Raw genomic sequence first — 13,169 nt, 5'->3', positions numbered from 1 at the left:
GACACACGCAACAGCGCGGTCGCCCAGGTGCTCGGTGTCGCCCGGTCCGGTGACGCGGCGGGGCCGACGGCTCCGCGCGGTCACGGCGCCGCCCCGCGCGGTCCCGCCCCGCAGAAGTCCTGACCGGGTCCCACGAGACGGAGAGAAGACAGACGATGAGCAACACCGCTTCAGGCCGCTCGGGGATCTCCCGGCGCCGCTTCGTCGCCAGCGCCGCCGCGCTGGCGGGTGCCGCCGGGGTGGCGGGCGTGCTGCCCGAGAACCTCGCGCGGGCCGCGACCGCGGGGCCGGCCAAGGGGGACCTGTCCCAGATCAAGCACGTCGTGTACGTGATGATGGAGAACCGGTCGTTCGACCACTACTTCGGCACCTTTCCCGGTGCCCGCGGCTTCAACGACAAGACGGCGATCAAGCTGCCCAACGGCGAGTCGGTCTTCCGGCAGCCCGATCCGGCCAACCCCGACGGGTATCTCGAACCGTTCCACATGTCCACGCTCAGCACCGGCGCCGCCGCGATCCCGTCGCTCTCCCACGACTGGCGCGACCAGCACGCCTCGTGGAACCAGGGCGCGATGGACGGCTGGCTGTCCGCGCACATCGCCTCGGACGGCGAGGTCAACGGCGCGTACACGATGGGCTACTTCACCCGCGAGGACATCCCGTTCCACTGGGCGCTCGCCGAGTCCTTCACGCTGCTGGACAACTACCACTGCTCCGTCCTGGGCCCGACCGACCCGAACCGGCTGGTGTGGATGTCCGGCACCAACGACCCGGAGGGCAAATTCGGCGGCCCCGTGCTGGAGACGGTCACGCCGAACCCGATGACCCACCCGTCGGCGGCGGAGATCCTCCACGACGCGGGGTACAGCGTCAAGACGTACTTCTCCGGCGCGACCAGCGGGTTCAACGTCTTCGCCTGGTTCGCCAGCTTCAAGAACAAGGCGACCCTGCCCGTCGCCCTCCACAACGCCGTCATGACCGGCGGCACGCTCTACGGCGACGGCACACCGGGACGGGTCGGCGATCCCACCCACCCGTCCCCGGCGTCCGACCCGGCGCTCGGTTTCGAGGAGGACTGCGCCAACGGGGTCCTCGCGGACGTGTCCTGGCTCTACATGCCGAGCGAGGCCGACGAGCACCCGCCGAATCTCCCGGCGGCCGGCGCGCAGTACCTGGCGTCCAAGCTGGAGGCGCTGGCCTCCAACGACGAGCTGTGGAACTCGACCGTCTTCGTCCTGAACTACGACGAGAACGACGGCTTCTTCGACCACGTCCCGCCGCCCGTCCCCAACCCCCGTACGTACCCGGAGGAGTTCGTCCACCTGACGTCGCCGAAGGGCACTCCGGGCGGGGGGCTGCCGGTCGGCGCGGGCTTCCGCGTGCCGTGCGTCATCGTCTCCCCCTGGACCGTGGGCGGCCGGATCTTCTCCGAGGTCTCCGACCACACCTCGGCGCTCCGGTTCATCGAGACCATCACCGCGGCGGGCGGCCTGTCCGGCCACGGTCCGGTGACCTTCACCCCGATCAGCAAGTGGCGTCGCCGCACCTTCGGCGACTTCACCGGCGCCCTCCGCCTCCAGGACCGCAAACCCGCTCCGACCAGCCCGGAATTCGCCCCCGCCACGACGGCCGCCCACCTCGCCGCCCAGACCGCGGCCTCCACCCAGCCCATGCCCGCGCGACCGGGCGCCACCCAGTCCTTCCCTCCCCCGCGCTGACCCGCCGGGTGCGGCGGGTCCATCTCGGGCTGTGAACGGGCCGCGTCGCCCGCGCAGGCCGTCAGCGCCCAGGCCGGCGGCAGGGCGCCCGCCATCGCCAGGAGACCGGGGAGGGGGCCGGGCGGCGCGATCGAACACACCGGGAGAACATCCGCGCGCCGGGAGGCGGGAAAGGCTCAATACCGGGGCACACGGAGTCGGTAAGGCCCGGAGGCCGACCTCACGGGGGAGCACGCGCCGGGCCCCGACCAGGGCCTATTGGTCATACCTTAATCAGTTACTATGGGGTCGTCCGCGTCTAGGGAAGGAACCCTTATGGCCGCTCGCCGTCCGACAGCGAGGACCGAGGACGGTCAGTCCGGCCGGCTCCTCAGCCCCGTGAACGACCGCCGGATCTCCGCGCTGATCGTCGACCAGGTGCGCTCGCTCATCCATGAGGGCAAGTTGACGCCGGGCGACCGGCTCCCTCCGGAACGCGAGATGTGCGAGCGGTTCGGGGTCAGCCGGGTGACCGTGCGCGAGGCGCTGCGGGTGCTCGAGGCGGGCGGACTGGTCGAGATCCGGGTGGGCGCGCACGGCGGGGCGTTCGTCACCACGCCGACCAGTGACCGGATCGGGGCGAGCATCACCGATCTGCTCACGCTCTCCTCGGTGTCGGCGGCCGATGTGACCCAGGTCCGGCTGGTCCTGGAGGTCGGCATCATGCCGCTGCTGTGCGCGACCGCGGACGACGAGGACATCGCCGCGCTCCAGGCGATCTGCGACCGGCAGGAGGAGGCGGTCGCGGGCGGCGACTACGACGTGTCGCTGTCCGCCGAATTCCATACGCGGCTGGCGGCGAGCACGCACAACACCGCGTTCGAGATGCTGATCCACTCCTTCCACGGGCCGCAGTTGATATCGCCGGCGACCGCGCAGCGGACGGCGCCCGAGAGGGGCAAGCGCGGCATGGAGGAGCACCGGGCGATCATCGCGGCCATCCGGGCGGACGACGTGGAGACCGGGCAGCGGATCATGCGCGAGCACCTGACCAGGACCGCGGCGCGGCTCTGCCTGGACGAACCCAAGGCGGCGGGGCGGCGCAAGAAGCAGTAGGCGGCCGGCTTCCGGCACGCGCGGCCGAGCCCCCTTCGACGCGGAGATCCGCGCCGAAGGGGGCTCCGGCGTTCCCGGCCCCCCGCCCGCCCAGGTCGGCGGCATCGGAGCGCGGGCGGCGGGCACAGCAGTACGTCGGCGGGCGGGACCGGCGGGCCGGCGGGTTGCCGGTTGGAAAGACGATCAGCGTCGAGGAAGCGACTCTCCCGGGATGCTGTCGGGCCGACCCCGCCCGACACCATGCTGCTGCACCTGTGCCGCTATTGCAACTCTCTCGCAATAAGGTCATAGGGTGGGTCGCGGCACGTATTCTCACTCTGTCGAAAGGGGCCGTGCCTGATGGGCACCTACGCGCTTCCTGACATGCCGTACGACTACTCCGCTCTGGAACCGGCCATCACCGGCGAAATCCTGGAGCTGCACCACGCCAAGCACCACGCCGCCTACGTCAAGGGCGCCAACGACACGCTGGAGCAGATCGCCGAGGCCCGCGAGAAGGAACAGCTCGCCCCGGCCCGGCTCGTGGGCCTGGAGAAGACCTTCGCCTTCAACCTCTCCGGCCACGTCCTGCACTCGATCTTCTGGGAGAATCTGTCCCCCGACGGCGGCGACCGCCCCGACGGCGCGCTGGCCACCGCCATCGAGGAGCACCTCGGCGGATTCGAGGCGTTCAAGAAGCACCTCACCGCCGCAACCGCGTCCGTCCAGGGCTCCGGCTGGGGCGTCCTGGCCTGGGAGCCGCTCGGCGAGCGGCTGATCGTGGAACAGGTCTACGACCACCACGGCAACGTCGGCCACGGCGCCACCCCGCTGCTGGTCTTCGACGCCTGGGAGCACGCCTACTACCTCCAGTACAAGAACGTCCGCCCCGACTACGTCACCAAGCTCTGGGACCTCGTCAACTGGACCGACGTCAGCGCCCGTTACGCCAAGGCCACCGGCGCCTGACCCTCGTAGCACGCCGCACACCGGACGCCGTACGCCGCAGGGGCACCGCCGACCACGGCGGTGCCCCCGGCCGCTTCCCTGTCACTCCCCCACCGTTCCCGCGCGGACAGGAACTGCCGCGCGCGGCCCCGTCGTCTCCCCTGACGCGTAGCGACGGACGCGGCCGAGGGACGGCAACAGGGGGGCAGCACGGTGGAGTTCACCAGGAGCGGGCGGCTTCGCCGGAGCGGCAGACGCTGGGTGGGGTGGGGGGCGCTAGTGGCGGTCGGCGCCGTCGTATGGGCGGCGCTCGCGCGCGGCGATTCCCGGCAGACGGCTTATATCGCCCTGCTCCTGGCCGTGTTGTCCGTCCTCGCGGGTGCGCGGTCGCTGCGGAGGGCGAGCCTGCCGTTCCGGCTGCGGGTGGACGAGTACGGGATCACCCTCGATGAGCACCGGCTGGGCTGGGGTGAGATCGAAGGGGTCGGGCTGCGCTACGGACCGGCGGACCCGTCGGGGGCGCCCAACAGGCCGTCGCCCTCGGGCCGTTTGTCGGGCTCAGCGGTCTGTACGGCAGCGGTTGGCTCTTCTTGCGGTGGCTGCGTCCGCTGCGCCTGCGGATCGGCCCCGAGGGCATCGCGATGCGGGACTTCGGCGCCACCGACCTCGTCTTCCGCTGGGACCAGATCGCCGCGGTCACCGTCGGCCCGCGGCCGTACACCTCGGAAAGGCACCTGTGGCTGCTGGTCTGACCGGTCCCCGGGGAGAGGTTCGCCCTGCCGCGCACCCACGTGGTCGACGGGCCATGAGACGTACGCCCTGCTGGCGGTGCGCCGCCTGCGCGAGCCCGGCGAGGTCGAGCCCGCCGTCAGGCACTTCGCCCGCCGCCGCTACGCCGAACCGGCCTGACCGCGCCTGGCCACGTCCGACCCGCTCGACCGGTGCGCCGGGACCCGCTGACAGGGTCCCGGCGCACCGGCGTGTCCGGGATCGCGCCCGTCCACGCACCTCTAATTGAAAACGATATCCATCTCCATATAGTGTGGTGGCTCGCCCGTCCGCCCACCTCACGGAGGACCGTCATGGCCGTTCCCAAACGCAAGATGTCTCGCGGCAACACCCGGCACCGCCGCGCCCGATGGAAGGCCGCCGCACCGCGGTTGGTCACCGTCACCATCGACGGCGTCGCGTACGCGGTCCCCCGGCGGCTCGTCAGGGCCTACGAGCGCGGCCTGCTCGACCCCGCGCGCTGACCCGACACCGCGGCCGGAGAAACCGGACCCCGCAGCCGACGACTCACGACGAGGACACCTCCATGAAGCCCGACATCCATCCCCCGTACGGCCCGGTCGTCTTCCGCGACAAGGCCGCCGACTTCGCCTTCCTCACCCGCTCCACCGCCACCAGCGACACGACGGTGGTGTGGGAGGACGGCAGGACCTACCCCGTCATCGACGTGGAGATCTCCTCGCGGAGCCACCCCTTCTACACCGGCACCGCCCGCGTCCTGGACACCGCGGGCCGCGTCGAGCGCTTCGAGCGCCGGTACGCGCGGCGGGGTCCGCGATGACGCGGGGGTACGACCGGCTGCCGGTCGTCGTGGTGGCCGGTATGCACGGCGACGCGCGCCGCACGGTCGTCGGGCAGTTGCTGTCGATGGTCCCCGACAGCGTCGCCCTGCACCACGACCTGTCGCGGGCCGCGGAACGCGGTGTCGTGCGCCGTACGGTGCGCGACGCGGACGGCCTCGTGTCCGAGGGCGAGACACCGCTGGTCAACGACTGCGCGTGCTGCGCTCTGCGCGAGGACCTGGTGCCGGAGCTGGAGCGGCTGGCCGCGAGCGGTCTGACGCGGCTCGCGGTGGTGGAGCTGTGGGACTCCGTCGAGCCGCAGGGGATGGCCGAGATCATCGCCGAACTGGGCTCCGGCTTCCTGGAGTTGGCCGGTGTCACGACGGCGGTCGACCCCGCTCTCGTCCTGCCCTGCCTGGCCAACGGCGACGACCTCGGCGACGCGGGCCTCGCGGTGGCGCCGCAGGACCGGCGCACCGTCGGCGACACCTGGGCCCGCCAGTTGGAGTACCCGCCGGTGCTGGTGGTCGTCCAGGACGAGGAGCCGACCGACGAGGAGCGCGCCCTGCTGCGTCAACTCCACCCGACAGCGCGGCAGGTGGCGGCGGGCACCACCGAGCTGGCCAGGATGGCCTTCGCCGGTTTCGACGTCGCAGGCGCCGCCGCCGCGCAGCACCCCGCCTGCTCACGGCTGCCGCAGGACGCGGAGGAGGCCGGGGTCGGCACCCTGGTCTGGCGCAGGCGCCGCCCCTTCCACCCCGGCCGGTTGTACGCGGCACTGGAGGATCTGGCCTGCGCCGCCGCCCGCAGCCGTGGCCGCTTCTGGCTCGCGGACCGGCCCGACACGCTCCTGGCGTGGGACGCGGCCGGTGGCGCCCTGTGCGTGGAGAGCGTCGGCCCGTGGCTGGCGTCGCTGCCGGACGCGGCCTGGGAGCTGGAGTCCCCGGTCCGTACGGCCGCCGCGTCCCTCGACTGGGACCCGGAGCACGGCGACCGCTGCCAGCATCTGGTCTTCACCTCCCCCGGCCTCGACCGGTCGGGACTCGAAGACCTTCTGGACTCCTGCCTGTTGACGGACGCCGAGTACGCGGCGGGCCGCGCCGGATGGCGGACCCTCCCGGCCGCCTTCGACGAACTGCTCTCCCCGCTGTCCTGATCCGCCCTTTCCCCCGGCCGGAGCGGCCGGGACCCGAACCGACCGAGGAAGTGCCGCCCATGCCCCGCCGACCCGATCCCCGGAAGGCCCCCACATCCCGGCCCAACCCGCTGGACGCGGCGAAGATCGAATACATCGACTACAAGGACACCGATCTGCTGCGCAGGTTCATCTCCGACCGGGGCAAGATCCGCAGCCGCCGCGTCACCCGGATCAGCGCGCGGCAGCAGCGCCAGATCACCAAGGCCGTCAAGAACGCCCGTGAGATGGCGCTGCTCCCCTACGCCTCGACTCCGCCGAAGGGGAGCGCTTCCCCGCGCCAGACCGCCACACGAGCCGCTCGCGCGACGGTCGTTCGGAGCGTGGGCGTGGTTCCAGAGCATGGCGCTGGTCCAGAGCGTGACGGCGGCTCAGGCCGTGAGGGCGGCTCAGAGCGTGGCGGACGCGTCGCCGATCGCCTGGTCGAGGACGGCCAGGCCCAGGGAGAGTTCGTCCTCGGTGGCGGTCAGGGGCGGGGCGATGCGGAAGACCCCGCCCATGCCGGGGAGTTGGACGATGTTCATGTGCAGGCCGAGTTCGAGGCAGCGGCGGGTGACGCGTGCGCCCAGCTCGTCGGAGCTCTGCTTCGTGTCGCGGTCGACGACGAGTTCGAGTCCGGTCAGCAGGCCACGGCCCCTGATGTCGCCGACCACAGCGTGGTGTTCGGCGATCTCCGCCAGGCCCTCGCGGAGGAACGCGCCGAGCGCGCGGGCGCGTTCGTCGAGCCTGTCGGCGATCAGGACGTCGAGGACGGTGTTGCCGACGGCCGCCACGAGCGGGTCGGCGGCGTGCGTGGTGAAGAACAGGAACCCGCGGTCGTACGCCTCCTGTTCGATCACGGCGCTGGTCACGACGGCCGCCAACGGCAGTCCCGCGCCGAGCGTCTTGGACAGGGTGAGGATGTCGGGGACGATGCCGTCGCGCTCGAACGCGTACCAGGTCCCGGTGCGGCACAGACCGGTCTGGGCCTCGTCCAGGATCAACAGCATCCCGCGCTCACGGCACTTGTCGCGCAGGGCCGCGAAGTAGCCGGGCGGCGGCTCGATGACACCGCCCGAGCTGAGGATCGGCTCGACCAGGCACGCGGCCAGGCTGCCGGTGGACTGCGCGTCGATCAGGTCGAAGGCGAAGTCGAGTTGGCGGCGCCAGTCGAGCGCGCCGTCGGGCGTGGTGAAGTCGGGCCGGTACGCGTTCGGTACGGGGATGGCGAAGTTGCCGGGCGCGGCCGGCCCGTACCCCTTGCGGCCCGCGCTGTACGTGGCGGACGCCGCCGCCTGCGTCATGCCGTGCCAGGAGCGGGCGAAGGAGACGATCTCGTGCTTGCCGGTGACGAGTTTCGCCATCCGGATCGCGGCCTCGTTGGACTCGGCGCCGGTCGTCAGCAGCAGCACCTTGTCCAGGGGCGCGGGCAGCGTGTCGGACAGCCGCCGGGCGAGGTCGACGACCGGCCGGCTGAGCATGCCGCTGTAGAGGTGGTCGAGGTCCGCGACCTGCCGCCGGACGGTCGCGACGATCGCCGGGTGCGAGTGCCCGAGGATCGCGCTCATCTGGCCGGAGGTGAAGTCCAGGATCTTCCGGCCGTCGGCGGTGTACACGAAGCTTCCGGCGGCGCGTTCGATGATCTCGGGGGTGAACTCGGGTCCGTAGCGCACGAGATGCCGTTCGGCGTCGGCCCAGAAGCTCTCGGCGGACGGCGGGGCGGACGGGACGGTCGCGGGGCCGGTGATCACGCCGGGGGTCGTGCCCGCGGTCGTACCGGTGGAAGCGCCCGTGGAGGTGCCGGTTGAGGTGCCGGTAGTGGACGTGGGGGTGCCAGTGCGGGAAGCAGCCATGGCCTCGACGGTAGGCGGCCCGCGAGCGACACGTCCATCGCACATTTCCGGCTGTCCTGTTCGGTAGATCCGCACAAGAATGGCCCCGTGATGAATCCCTGGCGGCTGCGGCTGCTCACCCAGCTCGACACGCTCGGCACCATCCGGGCCGTGGCCCAGGCCGCCAGCCTGAGCCCGTCGAGCGTGTCGCAGCAGCTCGCCGTGCTGGAGACCGAGACCCGTACGCAGCTTCTGGAACGCACCGGACGCCGGGTGCGGCTGACCTCGGCCGGGCTGATCCTCGCCCGGCGGGCGCGCGCCGTCCTCGACCACATGGACAGCGTCGAGGCGGAGCTGCACGGCTTCGGCGAGGAGCCGGCCGGACTCGTACGCCTAGGCGCGTTCCAGAGCGCGATCCACACCATGGCCGTGCCGGTCGTGACCCGACTGGCCCGTGAACACCCGCGCCTCGACATCGAGTTGCTGCAACTGGAGCCGCACGAGAGCATGCCGGCGCTGCGCGGCGGCGACGCGGACGTCATCATCACGACCACCGACTTCGACGAGCTGCCCCTGGGCCCCGACCTCGACCTCGTCCCGCTGGCCAGGGACCCGATCCTGCTGGTCGTACCGCCGGAGCACCCCGCGGCGGGACGCGGCGCCGCGGACCTCGCGGCGTACGCGGACGAGCCGTGGTCCTTGGACATGCCGCAGTCGTACATGGCCGGGCTGGCCCTGCGGCTGTGCCGCCAGGCCCAGTTCGAACCGCGCGTGGTCTGCCGCTTCAGCAACTACATGATGACCCTCCAGCACGTCGAGGCCGGGCTCTCCATCACCCTCCTCCCCGGCCTGACCGTGGCCCACAGCCGCTACCGCGTCGCCACCCGCGAGCTCGCGACCCCCGTATCCCGTACCATCACCGCCGCGATCCGCCGCGGCTCCCCGCCCCGCGCGGCCGTCCACGTCGTCCTCGACGCCCTGCGCCAGATCACGGACCTCCCCCTGCCCCTCCCCGGCTCCGTGGCCGGGCCGCCGGACACGCCCTAGCATCGTCCCGACCGCAGGGACCGTCGACCGCCGCCAACCCGAGGTGTCCTCCATGACGCAGCTCGTCCGTCACGTCGTACGCGACCAGGTCGCGACGATCACTCTCGACTCGCCGCACAACCGCAACGCGCTCTCCTCCCGACTGGTCGCGGAGCTGACCGAGGCCCTGGAGTCCTCGGGCGCCGACGCCGATGTGCGCGCGGTCGTCCTCACCCACACCGGGCGTACGTTCTGCGCGGGCGCCGACCTGTCGGAGGCGGGCGGCGGCTCGATGACGGCGGCGACGCAGGCGATCGTCTCGCTGCTCGGCCTGATCGTGGAGCTGCCCAAGCCGGTGATCGCGCGGGTCACCGGGCATGTACGGGCCGGTGGGATGGGCATCGTCGGCGCGTGCGACATCGCGGTGGCCGACGAGAGCGCGTCCTTCGCCTTCACCGAGGCGCGGATCGGCGTCACGCCCGCGATCATCTCGCTGTGCACGCTGGACGTCATGGAACCGCGCGCGGGCGCGCACTACTACCTGACCGGCGAGACCTTCGAGGCGGCGCGCGCCGCGCAGATCGGCCTGATCACCTCGGCGGCCCCGGCCGACGGGATCGACGCCGCCGTCGCCCGCTTCACCGCCGCCGTCCGCGAGACCTCACCGCAGGGTTCCGCCGAGACGAAGAAGCTGCTGACGGCGGACCGGCGGCGGCGGATCGCCGCGGACGCGAGCGACCTCACCGCCCTGTCCGCGCGGCTGTTCGCCAGCGAGGAGGCGCAGGAGGGCATCCGCGCGATCATGGAGCGCCGCCCGCCCCGGTGGCGCGCCGCCGGGTGACTCCACGCGGTACGGCCACGGACCGCCTGGGCGTGGCCGGTGTCCCGGTGCCGACCTCCGCTTCCGCCGCCGACCACCGTGGACCGCCGCCACGCCGACACGTCACCGATCGGCGCGGGCGGCGATCGAGCGGGCGCGCAGGTGGACGGGGCGGTCGACCATGTGGCCGTCCACGAGCTTCACCTCGTCCTCCGTGGTGAGTTCGAGGACCCGCAGGGCCCAGGCGAGTTCGTCCGGGTCGGGGGCGAGGGCCTCGTGGACGGCGGGCACTTGGGCGGGGTGAATGCACAACTTGCCGGTGAAGCCGCTGTCGAGGGACGCACGGGCCTGGACCAACAGCGTTTCCCGGTCGCGGACTTCGGTGCAGACGCCGTCCACGGGACCGGGCAGTCCCGCGGCGGCCGAGGCGGCGACCAGGGCGAATCTGGCGGGGACGAGCCGCGCGGTGTCGTCGGGCCGCAGCCCCAACTGGGCGCAGAGGTCGAGGTGTCCGAAGACCAGCCGGACGACGCCGGGCGCCGCCGCGATCAGCCGGGCGTCGAGGACGCCGACCGCCGTCTCGATCAGCGGGAGCACGGCGGAGCCGGGCGGCAGGGCGGCCAGGACCGCCGCGACCGTGGCCGCGTCCTCGGCTTTGGGGACGACGACCGCGACGGGCGCGCCCGCCGCGCCGAGCGCCGCCAGATCCGCCGAACCACGGTGCGTGCGGGGGTCGTTGACGCGGATCACCACGCCGGGCGCGCGGCCCAGCAGCGCCGTCGCGTTGGCCAGCGCGGCCTCCTTCGCGTCGGGCGGCACCGCGTCCTCCAGGTCGACCACGACCGCGTCCGCACCGCTGGCGAGCGCCCGGTCGAACCGTTCGGGCCGGTCGCCCGGCACGAACAGGAAGGACCGGGCGCGGCCCAGCGCGTCCGCGACACCCGTACGGTCGCCTCCTCCGTACGGGCCCGCGCTGTCGTTGTCCTCGGAAGGTGCCATGGCTGATCCGCTCTCCTTCGATGGTGTCCGGCGGCGACGGCTCGGCTGGTTCAGTCGGCGGCGGGTGCGGCGTCCCGCGCGGTCATCCGTACGCAGCAACGCCCTTGTGACCATGCTTCGATGGACAGGGCGCCGTCCTCCCGCCCGGCCGAGCCGACGGTGACCTCCTGGCCGACGTAGGCGGTCGAGGTCAGCCGGTAGGTGAGGTGCGTCGGCGCGGCGCCGAGGCGGTACCGGGCGTGTTCGGCGCACCAGAGGGCGAGCAGCGGGCCGTGGACGACGAGGCCGGGGTGGTGCTCGACCTCGCGGACGTACGGGGCGTCGTAGTGGATGCGGTGCAGGTTGTAGGTGAGCGCGCTGTACGCGAACAGGTAGCGCTCGTCGGGGACATGGGTGGCCGACGGGGTGACCGGGGACACCGCGCCTCCGGTGGTGGCGGTGGGCGGTCCGATGTCGGCCGCGCGGCGGTAGACGATGTCGCGCCGCTCCCTGATCCGGTCCTCGCCCGCGACCGACCACACGTGGTCCTCGGTGACCAGCAGCAGCACGCCGGAGCGGCCCTCGCGCACCCGGACGTCGGCGACGCGGCTCATGCGGTCGACGCGGTCGCCGACCCGCAGCGGCGCGACGACCTCCACCGTGCCGCCGCCGAACATCCGCCGCCGGTCGGCCAGCGGCGGCAGCAGCGCCCCGCCCTCGGGGTGTCCGTCGGCGCCGATCCGCTCGATCCCGACGGCGTCGCGCAGCAGAACCTCGTGCCAGAGCGGCGGCAGTTCGGCGCCGTCCTCGGGGGCGGGTACGTCCAACAGCGCGGCGAGCTTGTCGATGGTCCCCCGCTCCACCGCGCCGCTGGCCTGCGCGGGCTCGGGTCGCCAGGTGGCGGCGATCTTCTCGAATTCGGCGGCGGTCAACGGCCTCTCCTGCCCACGACCGGCCCGCGCCCCCGCACGCTCGACGCCATGGCCACCGACCTTTCATATACGATTTCCCCAGATCGTACATGATGTAGGGTGAACGCCGTCCCAGCAGGGGAAACCGGCGGAGAACCCGGCAGAGGATCAGCGGAGAGAGTGGGTGCGGCCGGTGACGGACGGGCGCCGGAGGTCCGACGACGTCGCCTCGTACGTACGCGATCTGATCGTCTCGGGCGGGGTCGCGCCGGGTGAGTTCCTGCGGCTCGAACCGCTCGCCCAGCGGCTGGGGCTGAGCGTCACGCCGGTACGCGAGGCGATGGGTCTGCTGCGCGGCGAGGGATTCGTGGAACTGGAGCCGAACCGCGGCTTCGTCGTGCTGCCGCTGTCCCGCTCGGACATCGAGGACATCTACCGGGTGCACGCGTTCGTCTCGGGTGAACTCGCCGCGCTCGCCAGCCGTCGCCTCACCGCGGAGGCGCTGGACGGGCTCGTGGCGCTCCAGGAAGAGCTCGTCGCGGCACACCGGGCGGGTGACGCCGCGCGGGTGGAACGGCTCAACCACTTCTTCCACCGCGAGATCAACCGCGCCGCGGGCTCCCCGCGCCTGCTGTGGTTCCTGCGGACCGCGTCGCGTTACGCGCCCCGGATGTTCTTCTCCGGCGTCGACGGCTGGGCGGAGGCCTCCGCGCACGACCACGAGGCGATCCTGACCGCACTGGCGGACCACGATCCGGACGCGGCCCGTACGGCGATGGCCGACCACGTCCGGCACGCGGGCGAACTGCTGGCCCGGCACCACGAGAGCCGCTGACGCGAGCCCGACTCCCTTACGAGGAGCCGGTGTTGGCCTCCTCCCCGCCGACAGAGCAGGGATGTCGGGCCGTGGCCTCGCGCACGTCGACCCGGCTGAGGGCGGCGGCCAGGTCGGGCGATCTCGATCCGGGCGACGGCGGCGGCGCGTCGGCGCGGGCCGTGGTCGTTCAGCATCCGTCGCAGGATGCCGACCCGGCGGCGATCCGCTCCGCGCGGCCGGACCCCGGATCCAGCGGCGCGCCCTCGCCCGCGATCTTCCCGGTGGACCATTCGCCGAGGT

General features: G+C 72.6%; 13 protein-coding genes and 1 pseudogene. 11 read left to right on the top strand and 3 right to left on the bottom strand.

Annotated features, from left to right (window positions below; translation table 11 throughout):
* Positions 1-155: 155 nt before the first annotated feature.
* From ACIO6U_RS18820 to rpsR, 8 genes and pseudogenes are all read left to right on the top strand, one after another.
* On the top strand, positions 156-1,718 hold the full coding sequence (locus ACIO6U_RS18820) for a phospholipase C (protein WP_401720414.1): 1,563 nt from the start codon (positions 156-158) through the stop codon (positions 1,716-1,718).
* 315 nt (positions 1,719-2,033) lie between these two features.
* Positions 2,034-2,813 carry a FadR/GntR family transcriptional regulator gene (locus tag ACIO6U_RS18815; RefSeq protein WP_401720412.1) on the top strand — a complete coding sequence of 260 codons (780 nt, stop codon included), beginning with the start codon at positions 2,034-2,036 and terminating at the stop codon, positions 2,811-2,813.
* Between the two features lie 339 nt (positions 2,814-3,152).
* Positions 3,153-3,761 (top strand): superoxide dismutase, encoded by a 609-nt coding sequence (locus ACIO6U_RS18810; RefSeq protein ID WP_401720409.1) that lies wholly within the window; start codon positions 3,153-3,155, stop codon positions 3,759-3,761.
* Positions 3,762-4,330: 569 nt separating this feature from the next.
* Positions 4,331-4,492, top strand: a complete 162-nt coding sequence (locus ACIO6U_RS18805; protein ID WP_401720406.1) for a hypothetical protein — start codon at positions 4,331-4,333, stop codon at positions 4,490-4,492.
* Between the two features lie 330 nt (positions 4,493-4,822).
* On the top strand, positions 4,823-4,993 hold the full coding sequence (gene rpmF / locus ACIO6U_RS18800; protein WP_401720403.1) for a 50S ribosomal protein L32: 171 nt from the start codon (positions 4,823-4,825) through the stop codon (positions 4,991-4,993).
* 62 nt (positions 4,994-5,055) lie between these two features.
* Positions 5,056-5,310 (top strand): type B 50S ribosomal protein L31, encoded by a 255-nt coding sequence (locus tag ACIO6U_RS18795; RefSeq protein WP_355335009.1) that lies wholly within the window; start codon positions 5,056-5,058, stop codon positions 5,308-5,310.
* Entirely contained in the window at positions 5,307-6,467 is a 1,161-nt protein-coding gene (locus tag ACIO6U_RS18790; RefSeq protein WP_401720400.1) for a CobW family GTP-binding protein, read from the top strand. The genes ACIO6U_RS18795 and ACIO6U_RS18790 overlap by 4 nt, the downstream gene beginning before the upstream one ends.
* Positions 6,468-6,526: 59 nt before the next feature.
* Positions 6,527-6,757, top strand: a pseudogene (rpsR, locus tag ACIO6U_RS18785) (30S ribosomal protein S18); the annotation flags it as partial.
* A 138-nt stretch (positions 6,758-6,895) separates the two neighbouring features.
* Here the strand turns inward: rpsR and ACIO6U_RS18780 are convergent.
* Complete coding sequence (locus ACIO6U_RS18780; RefSeq protein ID WP_401720397.1) at positions 6,896-8,338, bottom strand: aspartate aminotransferase family protein; 1,443 nt, start codon at positions 8,336-8,338, stop codon at positions 6,896-6,898.
* 90 nt (positions 8,339-8,428) lie between these two features.
* Here ACIO6U_RS18780 and ACIO6U_RS18775 point away from each other — a divergent pair, with 90 nt between their 5' ends.
* Together ACIO6U_RS18775 and ACIO6U_RS18770 are read left to right on the top strand one after the other, a co-directional pair.
* The gene (locus ACIO6U_RS18775; RefSeq protein WP_401720920.1) at positions 8,429-9,364 is read left to right on the top strand and encodes a LysR substrate-binding domain-containing protein; all 936 of its coding nucleotides are present in this window, start codon (positions 8,429-8,431) and stop codon (positions 9,362-9,364) included.
* 52 nt (positions 9,365-9,416) lie between these two features.
* The gene (locus ACIO6U_RS18770) at positions 9,417-10,184 is read left to right on the top strand and encodes an enoyl-CoA hydratase family protein (RefSeq protein WP_401720394.1); all 768 of its coding nucleotides are present in this window, start codon (positions 9,417-9,419) and stop codon (positions 10,182-10,184) included.
* A 102-nt stretch (positions 10,185-10,286) separates the two neighbouring features.
* Here ACIO6U_RS18770 and ACIO6U_RS18765 read toward each other — a convergent pair whose 3' ends face one another.
* Entirely contained in the window at positions 10,287-11,162 is an 876-nt protein-coding gene (locus ACIO6U_RS18765; RefSeq protein WP_401720392.1) for an HpcH/HpaI aldolase/citrate lyase family protein, read from the bottom strand.
* Between the two features lie 50 nt (positions 11,163-11,212).
* On the bottom strand, positions 11,213-12,073 hold the full coding sequence (locus ACIO6U_RS18760) for a MaoC family dehydratase N-terminal domain-containing protein (protein WP_401720389.1): 861 nt from the start codon (positions 12,071-12,073) through the stop codon (positions 11,213-11,215).
* A 172-nt stretch (positions 12,074-12,245) separates the two neighbouring features.
* On the opposite strand from ACIO6U_RS18760, the gene ACIO6U_RS18755 reads away from it, so the two are divergent.
* Positions 12,246-12,887, top strand: a complete 642-nt coding sequence (locus ACIO6U_RS18755) for an FCD domain-containing protein (RefSeq protein ID WP_391047856.1) — start codon at positions 12,246-12,248, stop codon at positions 12,885-12,887.
* The last annotated feature ends 282 nt before the right edge of the window (positions 12,888-13,169 follow it).

Origin of the sequence: Streptomyces sp. NPDC087422, from assembly GCF_044744145.1 — a bacterium.
Taxonomy (GTDB): Bacteria; Actinomycetota; Actinomycetes; order Streptomycetales; family Streptomycetaceae; genus Actinacidiphila.
This window is presented reverse-complemented; position numbering and strand designations above follow the sequence as displayed.

Bases quoted from the DNA above. Each gene is read 5' to 3' on its own strand.
- rpmF (WP_401720403.1), top strand. From the start codon at position 4,823: ATGGCCGTTCCCAAACGCAAGATGTCTCGCGGCAACACCCGGCACCGC.
- ACIO6U_RS18820 (WP_401720414.1), top strand. From the start codon at position 156: ATGAGCAACACCGCTTCAGGCCGCTCGGGGATCTCCCGGCGCCGCTTC.
- ACIO6U_RS18810 (WP_401720409.1), top strand. From the start codon at position 3,153: ATGGGCACCTACGCGCTTCCTGACATGCCGTACGACTACTCCGCTCTG.
- ACIO6U_RS18815 (WP_401720412.1), top strand. From the start codon at position 2,034: ATGGCCGCTCGCCGTCCGACAGCGAGGACCGAGGACGGTCAGTCCGGC.
- ACIO6U_RS18775 (WP_401720920.1), top strand. From the start codon at position 8,429: ATGAATCCCTGGCGGCTGCGGCTGCTCACCCAGCTCGACACGCTCGGC.
- ACIO6U_RS18790 (WP_401720400.1), top strand. From the start codon at position 5,307: ATGACGCGGGGGTACGACCGGCTGCCGGTCGTCGTGGTGGCCGGTATG.
- ACIO6U_RS18795 (WP_355335009.1), top strand. From the start codon at position 5,056: ATGAAGCCCGACATCCATCCCCCGTACGGCCCGGTCGTCTTCCGCGAC.
- ACIO6U_RS18770 (WP_401720394.1), top strand. From the start codon at position 9,417: ATGACGCAGCTCGTCCGTCACGTCGTACGCGACCAGGTCGCGACGATC.
- ACIO6U_RS18780 (WP_401720397.1), bottom strand. From the start codon at position 8,338: ATGGCTGCTTCCCGCACTGGCACCCCCACGTCCACTACCGGCACCTCA.
- ACIO6U_RS18765 (WP_401720392.1), bottom strand. From the start codon at position 11,162: ATGGCACCTTCCGAGGACAACGACAGCGCGGGCCCGTACGGAGGAGGC.